This is a genomic window from Enterobacter ludwigii, assembly GCF_001750725.1.
GTDB classification, from domain to species: Bacteria; Pseudomonadota; Gammaproteobacteria; order Enterobacterales; family Enterobacteriaceae; genus Enterobacter; species Enterobacter ludwigii.
The window spans coordinates 3,445,181-3,465,883 of sequence record NZ_CP017279.1 but is presented as its reverse complement, the minus strand read 5'-3'; the positions used below and the strand labels follow the sequence as shown (position 1 = coordinate 3,465,883).

15 protein-coding genes, 2 pseudogenes and 1 riboswitch are annotated in these 20,703 nt (G+C 55.0%); of the genes and pseudogenes, 11 read left to right on the top strand and 6 right to left on the bottom strand.

Annotated elements, in window-relative coordinates; all coding sequences use genetic code 11:
• Positions 1 to 180: 180 nt before the first annotated feature.
• From BH714_RS16300 to hemE, 3 genes are read right to left on the bottom strand one after another with little or no spacing between them, the layout of a single operon-like run.
• Positions 181 to 771, bottom strand: a complete 591-nt coding sequence (locus tag BH714_RS16300) for a YjaG family protein (RefSeq protein ID WP_014168169.1) — start codon at positions 769 to 771, stop codon at positions 181 to 183.
• Positions 772 to 815: 44 nt separating this feature from the next.
• The gene (gene nfi / locus BH714_RS16295) at positions 816 to 1,484 is read right to left on the bottom strand and encodes a deoxyribonuclease V (protein WP_025206412.1); all 669 of its coding nucleotides are present in this window, start codon (positions 1,482 to 1,484) and stop codon (positions 816 to 818) included.
• A gap of 9 nt (positions 1,485 to 1,493) precedes the next feature.
• A complete protein-coding gene (hemE, locus tag BH714_RS16290; RefSeq protein WP_020882986.1) occupies positions 1,494 to 2,558 on the bottom strand; it encodes a uroporphyrinogen decarboxylase in 1,065 nt (354 codons plus the stop codon).
• A gap of 1 nt (position 2,559) precedes the next feature.
• Between hemE and BH714_RS24505 the strand changes: the two are divergent.
• Positions 2,560 to 2,649 (top strand): annotated as a pseudogene (locus BH714_RS24505) (hypothetical protein); the annotation flags it as partial.
• Here the strand turns inward: BH714_RS24505 and nudC are convergent.
• Positions 2,618 to 3,370: pseudogene (nudC, locus tag BH714_RS16285) on the bottom strand (NAD(+) diphosphatase); the annotation flags it as partial. The pseudogenes BH714_RS24505 and nudC sit on opposite strands and share 32 nt — an antisense overlap.
• 95 nt (positions 3,371 to 3,465) lie before the next feature.
• On the opposite strand from nudC, the gene BH714_RS16280 reads away from it, so the two are divergent.
• The 10 genes from BH714_RS16280 to BH714_RS16235 all read left to right on the top strand — a co-directional run bounded on the left by BH714_RS16280 (position 3,466) and on the right by BH714_RS16235 (position 12,293).
• Positions 3,466 to 3,963 (top strand): Rsd/AlgQ family anti-sigma factor, encoded by a 498-nt coding sequence (locus BH714_RS16280; RefSeq protein ID WP_014168165.1) that lies wholly within the window; start codon positions 3,466 to 3,468, stop codon positions 3,961 to 3,963.
• Positions 3,964 to 4,062: 99 nt separating this feature from the next.
• Positions 4,063 to 4,172, top strand: a riboswitch (TPP riboswitch).
• A 78-nt stretch (positions 4,173 to 4,250) separates the two neighbouring features.
• A complete protein-coding gene (gene thiC / locus BH714_RS16275; protein ID WP_040018436.1) occupies positions 4,251 to 6,146 on the top strand; it encodes a phosphomethylpyrimidine synthase ThiC in 1,896 nt (631 codons plus the stop codon).
• Positions 6,146 to 6,781: a thiamine phosphate synthase gene (thiE, locus tag BH714_RS16270; protein ID WP_032679970.1), complete on the top strand. Its 636-nt coding sequence runs from the start codon at positions 6,146 to 6,148 to the stop codon at positions 6,779 to 6,781. The genes thiC and thiE overlap by 1 nt, the downstream gene beginning before the upstream one ends.
• Positions 6,774 to 7,529 carry a HesA/MoeB/ThiF family protein gene (locus BH714_RS16265; protein WP_040018434.1) on the top strand — a complete coding sequence of 252 codons (756 nt, stop codon included), beginning with the start codon at positions 6,774 to 6,776 and terminating at the stop codon, positions 7,527 to 7,529. The genes thiE and BH714_RS16265 overlap by 8 nt, the downstream gene beginning before the upstream one ends.
• Complete coding sequence (gene thiS / locus BH714_RS16260) at positions 7,513 to 7,713, top strand: sulfur carrier protein ThiS (RefSeq protein WP_040018433.1); 201 nt, start codon at positions 7,513 to 7,515, stop codon at positions 7,711 to 7,713. The genes BH714_RS16265 and thiS overlap by 17 nt, the downstream gene beginning before the upstream one ends.
• Position 7,714: 1 nt before the next feature.
• The gene (gene thiG / locus BH714_RS16255; protein ID WP_014168160.1) at positions 7,715 to 8,485 is read left to right on the top strand and encodes a thiazole synthase; all 771 of its coding nucleotides are present in this window, start codon (positions 7,715 to 7,717) and stop codon (positions 8,483 to 8,485) included.
• Positions 8,482 to 9,615, top strand: coding sequence for a 2-iminoacetate synthase ThiH (gene thiH, locus BH714_RS16250; RefSeq protein WP_014168159.1), 1,134 nt, complete (start codon positions 8,482 to 8,484; stop codon positions 9,613 to 9,615). The genes thiG and thiH overlap by 4 nt, the downstream gene beginning before the upstream one ends.
• Positions 9,616 to 9,944: 329 nt before the next feature.
• Positions 9,945 to 11,486 carry a sensor domain-containing diguanylate cyclase gene (locus BH714_RS16245; protein WP_040018432.1) on the top strand — a complete coding sequence of 514 codons (1,542 nt, stop codon included), beginning with the start codon at positions 9,945 to 9,947 and terminating at the stop codon, positions 11,484 to 11,486.
• A 180-nt stretch (positions 11,487 to 11,666) separates the two neighbouring features.
• The gene (locus tag BH714_RS16240; RefSeq protein WP_014068453.1) at positions 11,667 to 11,972 is read left to right on the top strand and encodes a PTS sugar transporter subunit IIB; all 306 of its coding nucleotides are present in this window, start codon (positions 11,667 to 11,669) and stop codon (positions 11,970 to 11,972) included.
• 3 nt (positions 11,973 to 11,975) lie between these two features.
• The gene (locus tag BH714_RS16235) at positions 11,976 to 12,293 is read left to right on the top strand and encodes a PTS lactose/cellobiose transporter subunit IIA (protein ID WP_014168157.1); all 318 of its coding nucleotides are present in this window, start codon (positions 11,976 to 11,978) and stop codon (positions 12,291 to 12,293) included.
• A 59-nt stretch (positions 12,294 to 12,352) separates the two neighbouring features.
• Here BH714_RS16235 and rpoC read toward each other — a convergent pair whose 3' ends face one another.
• Both rpoC and rpoB read right to left on the bottom strand, forming a co-directional pair.
• Positions 12,353 to 16,576: a DNA-directed RNA polymerase subunit beta' gene (gene rpoC / locus BH714_RS16230; protein ID WP_014168156.1), complete on the bottom strand. Its 4,224-nt coding sequence runs from the start codon at positions 16,574 to 16,576 to the stop codon at positions 12,353 to 12,355.
• 76 nt (positions 16,577 to 16,652) lie between these two features.
• Positions 16,653 to 20,681 (bottom strand): DNA-directed RNA polymerase subunit beta, encoded by a 4,029-nt coding sequence (gene rpoB / locus BH714_RS16225; RefSeq protein ID WP_020882980.1) that lies wholly within the window; start codon positions 20,679 to 20,681, stop codon positions 16,653 to 16,655.
• Positions 20,682 to 20,703: the final 22 nt, after the last annotated feature.

Here is a 20,703-nt window from a genome sequence, read left to right as displayed (position 1 = left end):
TCCTTTCAATGTGTTTATCGCTTGCTAAGCATCGAGTGCGACGAAAATGCCAAAAAAGCACTCTCCTGCATACACGCACCGATAGCCACTTTTTTTCGCCCCCCAAATGTAGACCAGACAAGGGGCGAAAGGGAAGAGTCGAGGAGCGACAAAACGAGCGTTATATCAAGTTTTGTTGTCTCATTGGTTAAAAATTATACCAATATTGCTCTCACCAGCCTCACGTAAGTCCGCACGGAGCCCTTTTATCAGCTCAATATCGCGTTCTTCACACTCTGCCAGCAGGCGGAAAATTTCCCACTGGATATCCCATTCCTGCTCAACAGCGGGGTTCACTCGCAGCTCTTCGTCGGTCATTTCCCGACCTTCCTGGGTCATTTCCAGCATCGCGACGGTCGTAATGGATGCCTTGCTGACTTCGATAGCATGCTCCAGCGTTTCACCGCTCAGACGGGAATGAATCAGCTCGCTTAATGCCACGCAGGCATCAATGGCCGGATAGACCCCATACAGGTCGTAGTCATCCGCCGCCGGGATCGCCTCTTCAAGCTTTTCAAGCTGAGAGTCGAAGTTCACCTTAGCGTCTTTGACCGTCAGCGTCTCCCAGATTAAATCCAGGATGCGGCGATAAATCTGCCCTTCACCAAAGCCTGTCTGCTTGCAGAACGCGGCATAGTTGGGATACATGCGCTCGCACAGGCAAGCCATAAAAGTCACGTGCTGCCAGCTTTCCAGCTTCTCAAGGCGCAGATGAATCGGGTTTTGTAGCATGATGAGGTCTCGAATCGAAAATTAGCCGCAGTTTACCTGAATCATCACTGAATTTCTTGCCAACGCGTAAAAGCCGGACGCCCTGACGCTACCGCATCAGCCCAGCGGGTGGGCTCCGGTAAGCGATACCCTTTCATGCAGCGTTGCACCCAGGCCAGCGCACTGTCCGTGCTTACCCGATGCCCGGTGGCGATAAACAGGGGGTTACAACGCGCTTTACTGCGCCAGACCCACGCCAGTTGCTCACCCTTATCGATGAGAGGTGCCAGCGCGCCTGGCTCGGCGGAGAGCGGCTCAAACGCACCGCACAGGCGTTTTTTAGCCACACCGATAGTAGGGACATCCACCAGCAGCCCAAAGTGGCTGGCGACGCCTAAGCGGCGCGGATGAGAGATACCATGGCCGTCGACAAACAGCAGGTCGGGTTTTTGCGAGAGTTGCTCCCACGCTGCCAGCAGCGCGGGATATTCACGGAATGAGAGAAAGCCAGGAATGTACGGCATGGTGGTGGCGATACGCGCCACCTTGTACTCCACCAGTTCCAGCGAGGGATATTTCAGCAGCACCATTGCCGCCCGCGTCACTTCACCTCCCTGCTCAAACCCCACATCTGCTCCGCCAATGTACTGCGGCGGGTCTGTGTCCAGACGATCCTCGCGGATCACGGATGAGGCCAGTTCTATCTGTTGAGCGCGTAATGACGCGAGATCCATAACCACTCCTTACTGATGATAATGTGCAGAAAGTCGGTGCACCGCCTCCACAAACGCGCCAGCGTGTTCTGGCGGTACATCCTGATGAATACCGTGCCCGAGGTTGAACACGTGTCCTTCGCCCTGGCCGAAACCAGCAAGAATGGAGGCCACCTCTTCCTCAATACGGGCAGGCTGAGCATAGAGCATAGACGGGTCCATGTTGCCCTGCAGCGCCACTTTGTCACCCACGCGACGGCGCGCATCGGCAATATCGGTTGTCCAGTCGAGACCCAGCGCGTCACAGCCGGTTGCGGCCATGGCTTCCAGCCACTGTCCGCCGCCTTTAGTGAACAGCGTCACCGGCACCCGGCGACCTTCGTTTTCACGCAGCAGGCCATCGACGATTTTATGCATGTAATACAGCGAGAACTGCTGGTAATCGCGCCCGGTCAGCACGCCGCCCCAGGTATCGAAAATCATCACCGACTGCGCGCCTGCTTTAATCTGCGCGTTAAGATAGAGTGTGACGCTCTTCGCCAGCTTGTCGAGCAGCGTATGCAGCGCCTGTGGCTCCGCGTACATCATCTTTTTAATGACGGTAAAGGCTTTGCTGCTGCCACCTTCCACCATATAGGTCGCCAGCGTCCACGGGCTGCCTGAGAAGCCAATCAGCGGCACTTCGCCTTTCAGTTCACGGCGAATTGTGCGCACGGCGTTCATCACGTACCCCAGCTCCTGCTCAGGATCCGGTACCGGCAGCTTATCAACGTCGGCTTTGCTTTTGATCGGGGAGGTGAAACGCGGACCTTCACCGGTTTCGAAATAGAGCCCAAGGCCCATGGCATCCGGAATGGTCAGAATGTCCGAAAAGAGAATAGCGGCATCCAGCGGGTAGCGGCGCAGCGGCTGGAGCGTCACTTCGCAGGCCAGCTCGGCATTTTTGCACAGCGACATAAAATCACCCGCCTGCGCACGCGTGGCTTTGTACTCTGGCAGATAGCGCCCCGCCTGGCGCATCATCCACACCGGGGTGACATCAACGGGCTGGCGCAGCAGCGCACGCAGATAACGATCGTTCTTCAGTTCGGTCATTTTGCAGTTCCTTATTGCGTCAGTCCGTGAGTGTAACACTACTCATACTCGGCCCGACACATTGCCACGGTATCTTCTATCAGCCGACGGGCTACCGTTCCCGGCGGGGGTAACAGTGGCAAATCGTCATAACGGTACCAGTTCGCGTCCAGCAGCTCTTTCTGGTCGATAACAATCTCACCGCTATCGTATTCGGCCATAAACGCCGTCATCAGCGACTGCGGGAACGGCCACGGCTGAGACGTTACGTAACGCAGGTTCTTCACCCGGATCCCGCTCTCTTCCATCACTTCACGCGCCACCGCCTGCTCCAGCGTTTCGCCCACTTCAACGAACCCGGCAAGAACAGTATGAATGCCGTTGCGATGGCGGGTATGTTGCGCCAGCAGAATGGAATCGTCACGCCGGATAGCGACGATAATGCACGGCGCAATCTGCGGATAATAGCGTTCACGGCAGTGGCTGCAGAGCATGGCCCACTCGGTTTTGCTCGGGTGCATGGTATGCCCGCAGTAGCCGCAGTATTTATGCGATCGGTAAAACTCGGCCAGCTGCACGCCACGGCCTGCCAGCTGGAACAGGCCCACATCAAGATCCAGCACCTGACGAACTGATCCCATGTCCTGGCGGCGAGGCTGCTGGATCAACCACACCGGCTCCCCTTGCCACTCGCCGATCTTCAGCGCAGGCTGACCAACGAGATCGAAACGATCGGCAGTGCCATAGGGTATTTCCCCACCGGGCAGCCATAATTTTTGTTCGTGACTGACAATCCACCAACCCAGATCTGATTTTTCAATAATACGATCCATATCTATTGCACTACCTTCGCTTCACTGACATGTTGTTAGCATTGTGGTTACATTTTGGATAAGCAGAATCAATTCTAAACCTTGCGGAGTCGAACATGTTAAACCAGCTAGAAAGCCTGACTGAGCGCGTTAGAGGAAGTAACAAACTGGTGGATCGCTGGCTACATGTGCGCAAGCATCTACTCGTGGCTTATTACAATCTGGTCGGTATTAAGCCTGGCAAAGAATCGTTTATGCGGCTGAATGAAAAAGCGCTGGATGATTTTTGTCAGAGCCTGGTCGACTACCTGTCCGACGGCCATTTCAATATTTATGAACGCATTATCCGCGAAATGGAAGGCACTAGCCCGTATTTAACGGCATCCAAACTCTACCCGCTGCTGGAAGCCAATACCCAGCAGATCATGAATTACTACGATTCCACCCTCGAGAACGCCATCGATCACGACAACTACCTTGAGTTTCAACAGGCGCTGTCCGATCTCGGCGAAGCGCTGGAAGAGCGATTCTCGCTGGAAGATAAGCTGATCGCCCTCGTGCTGGATAACGATTCTAAGGCCAGCAACGAAGATAACATCGCGCGGCCTGCTTGAGTTCTTAATCGTTAACGAGTAGTTTACAAACATTCGCCCCTCTCAGGAGGGGGGTATTACACGAAATCATTCATGCGATAGCGTGAACGATGGCGTGTAAATTTCTTGTCGGAGTGCCCAGTGTGAAAGCACGGGCTGAGACCGTTAATTCGGGATCCGCGGAACCTGATCAGGCTAATACCTGCGAAGGGAACAAGAGTAAAACTGCTGTAGTATCGCCCCCGGGCGATCTCCTCTTGCTTCATCCGTCGTCTGACAAGCCATGTCCTTCACTTTTGGAATGAGCTATGTCTACTACTAAACTGACCCGCCGCGAACAGCGCGCACACGCCCAACACTTCATCGACACCCTGGAAGGCACCGCTTTCCCGAACTCTAAGCGTATTTACATCACCGGCTCTCAGGCGGATATCCGCGTTCCGATGCGCGAAATCCAGCTTAGCCCGACGCTTCTTGGCGGCAGCAAAGAAAACCCGCAGTATGAAGACAACGAAGCCGTGCCGGTCTACGACACGTCTGGCCCGTACGGCGATCCTGATGTGGCCATTAACGTGCAGCAGGGTCTGGTAAAACTGCGCCAGCGCTGGATTGACGCGCGTAACGACTGCGAAGAACTGACGGTTCGCAGCTCTGCCTACACCAAAGAGCGTCTGGCCGACGATGGCCTGGATGAACTGCGCTTCGCGGGCCTGCTGACGCCGAAACGTGCGAAAGCGGGCAAATGCGTTACCCAGCTGCACTATGCGCGTCAGGGGATCGTCACCCCGGAGATGGAGTTTATCGCTATCCGTGAAAACATGGGCCGTGAGCGCATCCGTAGCGAAGTGCTGCGCCACCAGCATCCGGGCGAAGGTTTCGGTGCCCGCCTGCCGGAAAACATCACCCCGGAGTTTGTACGCGATGAAGTGGCCGCTGGCCGCGCGATTATCCCCGCCAACATCAATCACCCGGAATCCGAACCGATGATTATCGGCCGCAACTTCCTGGTGAAGGTCAACGCCAATATCGGTAATTCCGCGGTCACCTCCTCCATCGAAGAAGAGGTCGAGAAGCTGGTCTGGTCAACGCGCTGGGGCGCGGACACGGTAATGGATCTCTCCACCGGGCGTTATATCCACGAAACCCGCGAGTGGATCCTGCGTAACAGCCCGGTGCCTATCGGAACGGTGCCGGTCTATCAGGCGCTGGAGAAAGTGAACGGTATCGCTGAAAACCTCACCTGGGAAGCGTTCCGCGACACGCTGCTGGAGCAGGCTGAACAGGGTGTAGACTACTTCACCATCCACGCGGGGGTGCTGCTGCGCTACGTGCCGATGACCGCGAAGCGTCTGACCGGCATTGTCTCGCGCGGGGGCTCAATCATGGCGAAGTGGTGTCTGTCTCATCATCAGGAAAACTTCCTCTACGAACACTTCCGCGAGATCTGCGAAATCTGTGCCGCTTACGACGTCTCGCTGTCGCTGGGCGACGGCCTGCGCCCTGGTTCCATTCGTGATGCCAACGACGAAGCGCAGTTTGCCGAACTGCACACGCTGGGCGAGCTGACCAAAATCGCCTGGGAGTATGACGTGCAGGTGATGATTGAAGGCCCGGGCCATGTCCCCATGCAGATGATCCGCCGCAATATGACGGAAGAACTGGAGCACTGCCATGAAGCACCATTCTATACCCTGGGGCCGTTGACCACCGATATTGCCCCGGGTTACGACCACTTCACCTCCGGAATTGGTGCGGCGATGATCGGCTGGTTCGGTTGCGCCATGCTCTGCTATGTGACGCCAAAAGAGCACCTCGGTCTGCCCAACAAAGAGGACGTGAAGCAGGGGCTTATCACCTACAAAATTGCCGCCCACGCTGCGGACCTGGCGAAAGGCCATCCGGGCGCGCAAATTCGCGATAACGCGATGTCGAAGGCCCGCTTTGAATTCCGCTGGGAAGATCAGTTTAACCTCGCGCTCGACCCGTTTACCGCCCGCGCCTATCACGACGAAACCCTGCCGCAGGAGTCCGGCAAAGTGGCCCATTTCTGCTCCATGTGTGGGCCAAAATTCTGCTCAATGAAGATCAGCCAGGAAGTGCGTGACTACGCCGCCGCGCAAACCATTGAAGTGGGCATGGCGGATATGTCAGAAACCTTCCGCGCGAAAGGCGGCGAAATCTACCTCAAAAAAGAGGAGGCGTAATGTACCAGCCCGATTTCCCACCCGTGCCCTTTCGTTTGGGGCTCTACCCGGTGGTGGACAGCGTGGAGTGGATTGCCCGCCTGCTGGAGGCAGGTGTACGCACGCTGCAGCTACGCATCAAAGATAAACGCGATGAGGAGGTGGAGAACGATGTCGCTGCCGCCATCGCGCTGGGGCGTCGGTATAACGCCCGCCTGTTTATCAACGACTACTGGCGACTGGCGATAAAGCACCAGGCCTACGGCGTGCATCTGGGTCAGGAGGATCTGGAGACCACAGACCTGAATGCCATCCGGGAAGCCGGTTTGCGCTTGGGTGTCTCGACCCATGACGATATGGAGATTGACGTGGCGCTGGCGGCACGCCCTTCGTACATTGCGCTTGGACACGTCTTCCCGACGCAAACTAAACAGATGCCCTCCGCGCCACAAGGGCTGGCACAGCTGGCGGCTCACGTGAAGCGTCTTGCGCAGTACCCGACCGTGGCCATCGGCGGGATTAGCCTTGAACGCGCGCCGGCCGTGCTGGATACCGGTGTCGGCAGTATCGCCGTCGTCAGTGCCATCACCCAGGCCGCAGACTGGCAGGCCGCCACCCGGCAGCTCTTACAACTGGCAGGAGCAGGCGATGAATGATCGTGACTTTATGCGCTATAGCCGCCAGATCCTGCTGGAGGATATCGCCATCGACGGGCAGCAAAAGCTGCTCGCCAGCCGGGTTTTGATTGTCGGGCTGGGCGGATTAGGCGCGCCTGCCGCGCTCTATCTGGCCGGTGCAGGCGTGGGCACGCTGGTACTGGCCGATGACGACGAGGTGCATCTTAGCAACCTGCAGCGTCAAATCCTCTTTACCACCGAGGATATCAACCAGCCCAAAGTACACATTACCCGCCAGCGCCTGAACCAGCTGAACCCGGATATTGAGCTCATTGCGTGTCAGGAGCGGCTCAGCGGCGACAATCTGCTCCGAGAAGTCGCCCTGGCCGACGTGGTGCTGGACTGCACCGACAATATGGCAACCCGCCAGGCGATCAACGCCGCCTGTGTCGCAAAAAATACGCCGCTTATCACCGCCAGCGCGGTGGGATTCGGCGGGCAGATGATGGTCCTGACACCGCCGTGGGCGCAGGGCTGCTATCGCTGTCTGTGGCCAGACGATGCTGAGCCAGAGCGTAACTGTCGCACCGCGGGCATTCTTGGCCCGGTTGTGGGGGTGATGGGTACCCTGCAGGCGCTCGAGGCCATCAAGCTGCTCAGCGGAATGGAGACCGAGCGCAACACGTTGCGGTTATTTGACGCCCGCTCCAGCGGCTGGCGTCATCTGGCGTTACACCGCGCCAGCCACTGCCCGGTATGTGGAGGCGGCAATGCGCATTCTCTTTAACGATGAGCCGATGAAATGCGAGGACGGGCTCACCGTTACCGTGCTGCTCGATAAGCTTCGCCAGCTCAAGCCGGGAACGGCGCTGGCGCTCAATCAACAGATCCTGCCGCGCGAGCAGTGGGAACATCAGCAGGTCAGTGAAGGCGACCAGATCCTGCTGTTTCAGGTTATCGCAGGGGGCTGAGATGTTACGTATTGCCGATAAAGTCTTTGATTCACATCTGTTTACCGGAACCGGGAAATTCGCATCACCCCAGCTGATGGTCGATGCCATCCGTGAAAGCGGCAGCCAGCTGGTCACGCTGGCGTTAAAGCGCGTGGATCTGCGCCATCACAGTGATGCCATTCTGGCGCCTTTACTGGAAGCTGGCGTCACGCTACTGCCAAATACTTCCGGCGCGAAAACGGCCGAAGAGGCCATTTTCGCCGCTCAACTTGCGCGTGAAGCGCTCGGCACACGCTGGCTGAAGCTGGAAATTCACCCGGATGCTCGCTGGCTGTTGCCCGACCCGATCGAGACGCTGAAAGCGGCGGAAAAGCTGGTACAACAAGGGTTCATCGTTCTGCCTTACTGCGGTGCCGATCCGGTACTCTGCAAACGGCTGGAAGACGTTGGCTGCGCCGCCGTTATGCCGCTGGGCGCACCTATTGGCTCCAACCAGGGGCTGGAAACCCGGGCAATGCTGGAGATCATCATTGAGCAGGCCACCGTGCCGGTGGTGGTGGATGCGGGTATTGGCGTACCAAGCCATGCCGCGCAGGCGCTGGAAATGGGGGCGGACGCGGTGCTGGTGAACACGGCCATCGCGGTTGCCGACGATCCGGTCATGATGGCGCGCGCGTTTCGCATGGCGGTGGAGGCTGGCCTGCTGGCACGGCAATCAGGCCCTGGCTCGCGCAGTTTTCAGGCGCAGGCCACCAGCCCGCTGACCGGTTTTCTGGAGGCAATCTCATGACCACCTTTACCGACCGCTGGCGGCAGCTTAACTGGGACGACATTGCCCTGCGCATCAACAGCAAAACGCCGGTCGACGTCGAGCGCGCACTGAATGCGCGCCATCTGACCCGCGACGATTTAATGGCCCTGCTCTCCCCTGCGGCCAGTGCTTATCTGGAGCCGATGGCCCAGCGCGCCCAGCGTCTCACCCGACAGCGCTTTGGCAACACGGTGAGCTTTTACGTCCCGCTCTATCTCTCAAACCTGTGCGCCAATGACTGTACCTACTGCGGCTTCTCCATGAGCAACCGCATTAAGCGTAAGACGCTTGATGAGGAGGAAATCGCGCGCGAGTGTGCGGCCATCCGGGAAATGGGCTTCGAGCATCTCCTGCTGGTCACCGGTGAGCACCAGGGCAAAGTCGGGATGGACTACTTCCGCCAGCACCTTCCTGCCATTCGTCGTCAGTTCGCCTCGTTGCAGATGGAAGTGCAGCCCCTGTCGCAGGATGAGTATGCGGAGCTCAAAACGCTCGGACTGGATGGAGTGATGGTCTATCAGGAAACGTACCACGAAGCGACCTACGCCCGGCATCACCTGAAGGGCAAGAAACAGGACTTCTTCTTCCGCCTTGAAACGCCGGACAGGCTCGGACGTGCCGGGATCGACAAAATTGGCCTTGGTGCGCTGATTGGGCTTTCCGATAGCTGGCGCGTGGATTGTTATATGGTGGCGGAACATCTGTTGTGGCTTCAGCAGCACTACTGGCAGAGCCGCTACTCCATCTCCTTCCCCCGGCTGCGCCCGTGTGCTGGCGGGATTGAACCGGCCTCACTCATGGATGAGCGCCAGCTGGTACAAACGATCTGCGCGTTTCGCCTGCTTGCCCCGGAGGTTGAATTATCGCTCTCAACACGTGAATCACCGGCGTTCCGCGACCGCGTGATCCCGCTTGCGATAAACAACGTGAGCGCATTTTCCAAAACACAGCCGGGCGGTTACGCCGATGATCACCCTGAACTGGAGCAGTTTGCCCCGCATGATGGACGACGTCCGGAAGCGGTCGCCGCGGCCCTGAGCGCGCAGGGGCTGCAGCCGGTCTGGAAAGACTGGGACAGCTGGCTGGGAAGAGCCTCGCAATTACGCTGAAACATACTGCAACTCCGCAGAAATAAAACGAGGCGGCACGGAGAGTCACAACCGGATGATTGTCAGCTATCGTCCGGTTTTTTATTGTCATGTGGTCAGCAACGGACGCTGACCAGGGCGAAAAGCTTCTTCCTCGTTTCGCCCTGCCTCTGACTTATCGTGCACACTGAATTTCTGATTTTATGAGTAATTTCTTAGCCATTCTTAAGATAAATCATCTCGTCTGAAATCGTGTTCCGTATAATTAACAGCTAACCGCAGGACTGCGACTATGCTGAGAGGATATCGGCAGACGAAAAGCATTCACCCTCAGGAATGATGTACAACTCATGGCACTTCACAGCAAAAAACTCTCTTTTACCCGGCCAATAATAGCCAGCTTCGCAGGGATACTGTGCAGTTTTGCACTGATCGCTGTCGTGGTTACGCTTTCGCAAAGAAAGGATTTTCTTGAGGATTATCATAAAATTAATGGTAATTTCACGCATAATCTGGCGGTTAACTATACCGAATCAATGTTGCGTGAAAACGACTATATTCTTGGTCGTTCTGCGATGTACTTTTCCCGCAACGAGATACTGAATGAGACGCTGAACGTCAACCCGACGCAAGGGTTGCAGATGTTGATGCATTTGCAAAACCTGATGCCGACCGTGTCATCCATCTCGCTGGCCGACACGGAGGGGCATTATTTGCACGCTCCAGAAGCGCCTCCCACGGAAAAGAGTAAAAACGTCGATCCGCGGACGCGCCCGTGGTTTGTCGCCCACGCGGAAGCCAGTATTTTCAGCCATTATACCCACCCTTATATGGACTACTTTACCGGGCATCCAACGGTCACGCTTTATAAGCCGTTGATTTCAACAGAAGGCAGACTCAAGGGAACGCTCGCCTTTCATCTTGATTTGGCGTCGATGGGGTATACCCTTCGACAGATGGTGGCTCCTGTACAAGGGGAATTCTTCGTCGTCGAGCGCGACGGAACCGTGGTGCTTCATCCTGATACGGGCGCGCTGTTCAAAAAATACGTGAGCGAAGCGCTGATGGACAAAATGACCAGCGGCGAGGGTCATTTATACGACCGGAAAAGTAAAACCTGGTATTACTACTACTCCTTCACTAACCCGGATTGGTTTGTCATCTACCGGGTCTCTGGCGCGACCCTGACGGATATTACCCGCCACGAAACCACTATCGTTGGCTGGGGATTTGCACTGGCGGCGATTATTATCATTCTCTTCGGTTTGTACCTTCGCCATGCCTCGCGTACCGTGCTGATGCATATTATCAACGCCATCAAAACTGGCGACGTCAGCCAGGCTCCGCGTCTGGAAGCGATGCTGAGTCATACCATCCAGTCGAATAAAGAGCGTGAAATGGCATATGTCCGCCAGGCAACCCACGATGCGCTAACAGGCTGCAAAAACCGCCGCGCGTTCGATACCGATGTGGAAGAGTTAATGGCGGCTCAACAGCCTTTCGCACTGGCGCTGGTGGACATCGATAACTTCAAATCAATCAACGATACCTGGGGCCACCTTAGCGGCGATATTGTCCTGCGTAACGTGGCACGTGAAGGGATCCAGATCATGCAACCGCACCACATCTCAGTGTACCGGTACGGTGGAGAAGAGTTTGCGGTGGTCTTCCAGGCTGCGCAAATTGCTGATGCAATCTCGTTGCTGGAAGCGTGGCGTACCACCATTGAAAAACGCGTCTGGCGGGAAGAAAACCTGCAGGTCACGTTCAGTGCAGGCCTGGGGGAATGGCATTTCGAACCGCTGGAGCAATTTGTCGGGAGCGTGGATAACGCACTTTACAGCGCAAAACAGCAGGGTAAAAACCGCATCCTTCAGACCTCCATCCGTTAATTTCTTCCCTCCCACGCTGTCCGTTTCGACGGGCAGCGTGCGCTTTCATGCAAAATTGTAACCGGTTTCAGAAAATCACCCATTTCTTTGTGATGCCTGACACACAATCGCGGTAAAGCGGTTGTTGAAGCGGTCTGCACGGGATAATTATCAATAAACACATGTAGATCGAGGCTGATTATGAAGAACATCGTTTTATGCTGTGCAGCGGGAATGTCAACCAGCATGCTGGTTCAACGTATGAAAGACGCCGCGCAGAAAAAAGGGGTTGAAGTCACCATTAAGGCCGTTCCGGTTGCGGAGTTTAAAGATAATATCGCGACGGCTGACATCGTATTGCTGGGGCCACAGGTTAAATACGAGCAGGCTAAACTTCAGGCGCAGGCCGATCCGCTGGGTAAAAAGGTCGCGGTGATCGACATGATGGATTACGGCATGATGAAAGGTGATGTCGTCCTGGAAAAAGCGCTTAAATTACTGGAGTGACCCGTGGAAGATTTAGAAACAACGATCATGGAACTGCTGGTCAACGCGGGAGCAGCGCGCAGTGCTGCCCTTACGGCGTTGCAGATGGCCCGTAAAGGTGACTTTGACGAAGCCGAAAAGGCGATGGAAGAGTCGCGTGAATACGTGAAACATGCCCACACCATCCAGACGCAGCTGATTGGTCTTGATGAAGGGACCGGAAAGCTGCCGGTTAACCTGATCACCGTCCACTCTCAGGATCACCTGATGAACGCGATGGTCATTCAGGACCTGGCGGGCGATATGATTGAGCTGTATCGTCGGCTACCGCTGATAAACTGAAAAATATGCAGACATAAAAAAACCCGCCGAAGCGGGTTTTTTATTTGCTGAATCAACGATTACTCGTTGTCAGAACCACCCAGACCTGCGTTCAGCAGCTCTGCCAGGCTCGCGGATGCATCTTCAGCAGTTACCTGCGGTGCAGCTGGCAGTTCGCCTGCAGCACGACGACGCATACGATCCTGATGGTACGCATAACCGGTACCAGCCGGGATCAGACGACCCACGATAACGTTCTCTTTCAGACCGCGCAGTTCATCACGCTTACCTGCTACAGCGGCTTCGGTCAGGACACGCGTGGTCTCCTGGAACGATGCTGCAGAGATAAAGGACTCGGTTGCCAGAGACGCTTTGGTGATACCCAGCAGATCGCGCGAGAAGGTCGCAGCGATTTTGCCGTTCGCTTCCAGATCGCGGTTAGCGATCTTGACGCGTGAGTATTCAACCTGCTCGCCTTCCAGGAACTCAGAGCTGCCCGCGCTATCGATGGTTGCTTTACGCAGCATCTGACGAACGATAACTTCGATGTGTTTATCGTTAATCTTAACGCCCTGCAGACGGTATACGTCCTGTACTTCGTTAACGATGTAACGAGTAACAGCATGCACACCACGCAGACGCAGGATGTCGTGCGGCGCTTCTGGACCGTCGGAAACCACGTCACCACGTTCTACACGTTCACCTTCGAACACGTTGAGCTGACGCCACTTAGGAATCATCTCTTCGTACGGCTCGCTGCCATCTACTGGGGTGATAACCAGACGGCGTTTACCTTTGGTCTCTTTACCGAAGGAGATGATACCGCTGATTTCAGCCAGGATTGCAGGCTCTTTCGGACGACGTGCTTCAAACAGATCCGCAACGCGTGGCAGACCACCGGTGATGTCCTTGGTACCGCCGGATTCCTGAGGAATACGCGCCAGGGTGTCACCAGAACTGATCTGTACGCCATCTTCCAGCTGTACAATCGCTTTACCCGGCAGGAAGTACTGCGCAGGCATATCGGTACCAGGGATCAGAACGTCGTTACCCTGAGCATCAACGATTTTCAGTGCAGGACGTAGATCTTTACCACCGGCAGTACGCTCAGCAGAGTCCAGAACGACCAGAGAAGACAGACCGGTCAGCTCGTCGGTCTGACGAGTAATGGTCTGGCCGTCGATCATGTCAGTGAAGCGGATGAAACCACTTACTTCGGTGATAACCGGCATGGTGTGTGGATCCCAGTTTGCAACGGTTTCACCGCCGGCAACCTGCTCGCCATCACCTTTCGCCATAACAGCACCGTAAGGCACTTTATAGCTCTCTTTGGTACGACCGAATTCGTCGATCAGCTTCAGCTCGGTGTTACGAGAGGTCACAACCAGCTTGCCTGCGGAGTTAACAACAGACTTCGCGTTGCTGAGCTTGATGCTACCTTTGTTTTTCACCTGGATGCTGGATTCAGCAGCCGCACGAGATGCCGCACCACCGATGTGGAACGTACGCATCGTCAGCTGTGTACCCGGTTCACCGATGGACTGTGCCGCGATAACACCGATTGCTTCACCTTTGTTGATGATGTGGCCACGCGCCAGGTCACGACCATAGCAGTGCGCACATACACCGAAATCGGTGTCACAAGATACAACGGAACGAACTTTCACAGAGTCAACAGAGTTCGCTTCCAGCAGGTCACACCACTGTTCGTGCAGCAGCGTGTTGCGTGGAACCAGAATGTCTGCGGTACCCGGCTTCAGAATGTCTTCCGCGGTTACACGACCCAGTACGCGATCGCGCAGCGGCTCTTTAACATCACCACCCTCGATAACCGGGGTCATGGTGATACCTTCGAGGGTGCCACAATCGTCTTCGGTCACAACCAGGTCCTGCGCAACGTCAACCAGACGACGCGTCAGATAACCGGAGTTCGCTGTTTTCAGTGCGGTATCCGCCAGACCTTTACGCGCACCGTGAGTAGAGATGAAGTACTGGAGTACGTTCAGACCTTCACGGAAGTTCGCGGTGATTGGCGTTTCGATGATGGAGCCATCTGGCTTCGCCATCAGACCACGCATACCTGCCAGCTGACGAATCTGTGCTGCAGAACCACGCGCACCGGAGTCGGCCATCATGTAAATGCTGTTGAAGGAAACCTGCTGCTCTTCTACGCCGTCACGGTTAATCACGGTTTCGGTTTGCAGGTTATCCATCATCGCTTTGGATACACGATCGTTCGCCGCAGCCCAGATATCGATAACTTTGTTATAGCGTTCGCCCGCGGTAACCAGACCAGACTGGAACTGCTCCTGGATCTCAGCAACTTCGGCTTCCGCTTCAGAGATGATCTCGTGTTTCTTCTCTGGGATAACCATGTCATCGATACCAACAGATGCACCTGAACGCGCTGCATATGCAAAGCCGGTGTACATTGTCTGGTCAGCGAAGATAACCGTCGGCTTCAGACCCAGAATGCGGTAACAGGTGTTCAGCATTTTGGAGATCGCTTTCTTACCCAGCGCCTGGTTGACGATGGAGAAAGGCAGACCTTTCGGTACGATCATCCACAGAATGGCACGGCCAACGGTCGTGTCTTTCAGGCTGGTTTTCGCAACGAATTCGCCGTTAGCATCTTTTTCATATTCAGTGATACGCACTTTGACACGCGCATGCAGAGAGGCCAGGCCAGCGCGATAGATACGCTCAGCTTCTTTAGGGCCAGTCAGCACCATGCCTTCGCCTTTGGCGTTAACACAGTCGCGGGTCATGTAGTACAGACCCAATACAACGTCCTGAGAAGGAACGATGATTGGTTCACCGTTCGCTGGAGACAGGATGTTGTTAGTAGACATCATCAGCGCACGCGCTTCGAGCTGGGCTTCCAGCGTCAGCGGTACGTGAACAGCCATCTGGTCACCATCGAAGTCGGCGTTATATGCCGCACAAACCAGCGGGTGCAGCTGGATAGCTTTACCTTCGATCAGTACCGGTTCAAATGCCTGGATACCCAGACGGTGCAGTGTTGGTGCACGGTTCAGCAGTACCGGGTGTTCGCGGATAACTTCGTCCAGGATATCCCAAACGACAGCTTCTTCACGCTCAACCATTTTCTTAGCGGCTTTGATGGTGGTGGCCAGGCCACGCAGTTCCAGCTTGCCGTAGATGAACGGTTTGAACAGCTCCAGTGCCATTTTCTTCGGCAGACCGCACTGATGCAGACGCAGGTATGGACCTACGGTGATAACAGAACGACCGGAGTAGTCAACACGCTTACCGAGCAGGTTCTGACGGAAACGACCCTGTTTACCTTTGATCATATCGGCCAAAGATTTCAGAGGACGTTTGTTAGAACCGGTGATCGCACGACCGCGACGACCGTTATCCAGCAGGGCATCTACCGCTTCCTGCAGCATACGTTTTTCGTTACGTACGATGATGTCCGGCGCAGCCAGATCCAGCAGACGTTTCAGACGGTTGTTACGGTTGATAACGCGACGATACAGATCGTTCAGATCCGACGTTGCGAAACGACCACCATCCAGCGGAACCAGCGGACGCAGATCTGGCGGCAGAACCGGCAGAACGGTCAGGATCATCCACTCTGGTTTGTTACCAGACTGAACGAACGCTTCCAGCAGTTTGATACGCTTGGTCAGCTTTTTACGCTTGGTTTCGGAGTTGGTTTCGTTCAGCTCTTCACGCAGCTGCTCGCACTCTTGCTCCAGGTCCATGCTTTTCAGCAGGGCCTGAATAGCTTCCGCACCCATCTTCGCGTCGAATTCGTCACCGAACTCTTCCAGCGCGTCCAGATACTGTTCTTCGGTCAGAATCTGGTGGCGTTCCAGGTTCGTCATACCGCCTTCGATAACCACATAAGATTCGAAGTACAGAACACGTTCGATATCGCGCAGCGGCATATCCAGCAGCAGGCCGATACGGGACGGCAGAGATTTCAGGAACCAGATGTGCGCAGTTGGAGATGCCAGTTCGATGTGGCCCATGCGCTCACGGCGCACTTTGGTCTGGGTCACTTCAACGCCGCACTTCTCACAGATCACACCACGGTGTTTCAGGCGCTTGTACTTACCGCACAGGCACTCGTAGTCTTTTACTGGCCCGAAAATTCGTGCACAGAAAAGGCCGTCACGCTCAGGCTTGAACGTACGGTAGTTGATGGTTTCCGGCTTTTTAACTTCACCGAAAGACCATGAACGGATCATGTCTGGCGAAGCCAGAGCAATTTTGATCGCATCAAACTCTTCGGTTTTAGTCTGCGCTTTCAGAAACTTTAATAAATCTTTCACGGATTTGCTCCCGTCGGAGTTAGCACAATCTGGTGTCGGGGGTTAGCCCGACACCAGTGACCTGTTTGAGCGAGAATTACTCGTCTTCCAGTTCGATGTTGATACCCAGCGAACGAATCTCTTTCAACAGTACGTTGAAGGACTCTGGCATGCCCGGTTCCATCTGATGATTGCCGTCCACGATGTTTTTATACATCTTGGTACGACCGTTCACGTCATCAGACTTAACGGTGAGCATTTCCTGCAGGGTGTATGCTGCGCCGTATGCTTCCAGCGCCCACACTTCCATCTCCCCGAAGCGCTGACCACCGAACTGCGCCTTACCACCCAGCGGCTGCTGAGTAACCAGGCTGTAAGAACCGGTAGAACGAGCGTGCATCTTGTCGTCGACCAGGTGGTTCAGTTTCAGCATGTACATGTAACCTACGGTTACCGGACGCTCGAACTGTTCACCGGTACGGCCATCAAACAGCGTAATCTGACCAGACGTTGGCAGACCACCCAGTTGCAGCAGCTCTTTGATTTCAGCTTCTTTTGCACCGTCGAATACCGGCGTTGCAATCGGCATACCTTTGCGCAGGTTCTCTGCCAGACGCAGCACTTCTTCATCGCTGAAGGTGCTCAGGTCGACTTTCTGACGAACGTCGGTACCCAGATCGTAGGCACGCTGGATGAATTCGCGCAGTTTCGCGACTTCTTCCTGCTGTTTCAGCATGGCGTTGATCTTATCGCCGATACCTTTCGCAGCCATACCCAGGTGGGTTTCCAGAATCTGACCGATGTTCATACGAGACGGTACGCCCAGTGGGTTCAGTACGATATCTACCGGCGTACCGTTAGCATCGTGCGGCATATCTTCGATCGGGTTGATCTTAGAGATAACACCCTTGTTACCGTGACGACCTGCCATCTTATCACCAGGCTGGATCTGACGTTTAACAGCCAGATACACCTTAACAATCTTCAGCACGCCTGGTGCCAGATCGTCGCCCTGAGTGATTTTACGGCGTTTCGCTTCGAGTTTTTTCTCGAACTCGTGTTTCAGTTCGTCATACTGCTCAGCCAGCTGTTCCAGCTGATTTTGTTTCTCTTCGTCGGTCAGGCCCAGTTCCAGCCAGCGATCGCGTGGCAGTTTGTCGAGCTTCTCAGCTTCAACGCCACCGGCAACCAGCACCGCATAGATACGGCTGAACAGACCCGCTTCGAGGATCTGCAGTTCTTCAGACAGGTCTTTCTTAGCCTGTTTGAGCTGCATCTCTTCGATTTCCAGTGCACGCTTATCTTTTTCAACGCCGTCACGGGTGAAGACCTGAACATCGATAACCGTACCGGAAACACCGTTTGGTACACGCAGAGAAGAGTCTTTAACGTCAGACGCTTTCTCACCGAAGATAGCACGCAGCAGTTTCTCTTCTGGCGTCAGCTGGGTTTCACCTTTCGGCGTTACCTTACCAACCAGAATGTCGCCGCCGGTCACTTCTGCACCGATGTAAACGATACCGGATTCATCCAGTTTGGAGAGCGCAGCTTCACCCACGTTAGGGATGTCAGCGGTGATCTCTTCTGGCCCCAGCTTGGTGTCACGGGACACACATGCCAGTTCCTGAATGTGGATGGTAGTGAAACGATCTTCCTGAACCACACGCTCGGAGACGAGGATGGAGTCTTCGAAGTTGTAACCGTTCCACGGCATGAACGCTACGCGCATGTTCTGACCGAGCGCCAGTTCACCGAGGTCAGTGGACGGACCGTCTGCCAGCACGTCGCCGCGCTCAACGGGCTCACCCAGAGACACACAAGGCATCTGGTTGATACAGGTGTTCTGGTTAGAACGGGTGTATTTGGTCAGGTTATAAATGTCGATACCTGCTTCGCCCGGGTACATCTCGTCTTCGTTAACTTTGATAACGATACGGGAAGCATCCACGTACTGAACAGTACCGCCACGTTTAGCCACCGCAGTAACACCGGAGTCAACGGCAACAGCACGTTCCATACCGGTACCAACCAGCGGCTTATCAGCACGCAGAGTTGGAACGGCCTGACGTTGCATGTTCGCACCCATCAATGCACGGTTGGCGTCATCGTGTTCCAGGAACGGGATCAGGGACGCACCGACGGATACCACCTGCTGGGTGGATACGTCCATGTAGTCAACCTGGTCGCGGCTGAACAAGCTGGATTCGCCTTTGCTACGGCAGGTAACCAGATCTTCTACAAAGTGGCCTTCGTCATCCAGGTTGGAGTTCGCCTGAGCGATAACGTAGTTGCCTTCTTCGATAGCAGACAGGTAGTGAATTTCGTCAGTTACAACACCGTCGGTCACTTTACGGTACGGCGTCTCAAGGAAACCGTATTCGTTAGTCTGTGCGTACACGGACAGGGAGTTGATCAGACCGATGTTTGGACCTTCAGGCGTTTCGATTGGACATACGCGACCGTAGTGAGTCGGGTGTACGTCTCGAACTTCGAAGCCTGCACGTTCACGGGTCAGACCGCCTGGGCCGAGTGCAGAGATACGACGTTTGTGCGTGATCTCAGACAGCGGGTTGTTCTGGTCCATGAACTGAGACAGCTGGCTGGAACCGAAGAACTCTTTCACTGCTGCAGAAATCGGCTTGGCGTTGATCATATCCTGAGGCATCAGGGTATCCAGATCGCCCAGAGACAGACGCTCTTTCACCGCACGCTCAACACGTACCAGGCCAACGCGGAACTGGTTTTCCGCCATTTCGCCTACGGAACGGATACGACGGTTGCCGAGGTGGTCGATATCGTCCACTTCGCCTTTGCCGTTACGGATATCGATGAGCTTCTTCATCACTTCGATGATGTCGTCTTTGCTCAGGATACCGGAACCTTCGATCTCATCACGCAGCAGAGAACGGTTGAACTTCATACGACCAACCGCGGACAGATCGTAGCGGTCTTCGGAGAAGAACAGGTTCTCGAACAGGCTTTCAGCCGCTTCGCGAGTCGGTGGTTCACCAGGGCGCATCATGCGGTAGATTTCTACCAGCGCGCTCAGACGATCGGTCGTTGGATCGACGCGGATAGTCTCAGAGATATAAGGACCGTGGTCCAGATCGTTGGTGAACAGCGTTTCGATGCGTTTGTGGCCAGACTGGCTCAGCTTAGCCAGCAGATCCAGGCTCAGCTCCATGTTCGCCGGGCAGATCAGCTCGCCAGTTGATTCATCAACGTAATCTTTCGCGGCTACTTTTCCAGCAATGTATTCAACCGGAACTTCGATGAGTTTGATATCATCTTTTTCCAGCTGACGGATGTGGCGCGCGGTAATACGGCGGCCTTTTTCCACATACACTTTGCCGTCGGCTTCGATGTCGAACGACGCGGTCTCACCACGCAGACGCTCTGGCACCAGCTCCATCTGCAACTTGTTGTCGCGGATTTCAAAGATTACTTTCTCAAAGAACAGGTCCAGGATCTGTTCAGTGGTGTATTGCAGCGCACGCAAAATGATGGTCGCAGGCAGTTTACGACGACGGTCGATACGGACAAACAGGTTGTCTTTAGGATCGAACTCGAAGTCCAGCCAGGAACCACGGTAAGGAATGATACGCGCGTTATACAGTACTTTACCGGATGAGTGTGTTTTACCTTTATCGCTGTCGAAGAAGACACCCGGGCTACGATGCAGCTGGGAAACGATAACACGCTCAGTACCGTTGATGACGAAAGTACCGTTGTCTGTCATGAGTGGAATTTCACCCATGTAGACTTCTTGTTCTTTAATGTCTTTTACGGTGCCTTCTGGCGCTTCGCGCTCATAGATCACCAGACGCAGTTTTACGCGCAGCGGTGCGGAATAGGTCACGCCACGGATCTGACATTCCTGAACGTCAAACACCGGTTCGCCAAGGCGGTAGCTGACGTACTGCAGCTCGGAGTTACCGCTGTAGCTCTGAATCGGGAACACGGAACGGAAGGCTGCTTCCAGGCCGTACTGCCCTTCAGGATCTTGCTCGATAAACTTCTGGAACGAGTCAAGCTGGATAGAAAGGAGATATGGAATGTCCAGAACTTGTGGACGTTTACCAAAATCCTTACGAATACGTTTTTTCTCGGTATAGGAGTAAACCATAGGGTTCCTCAGCTCGCTGACA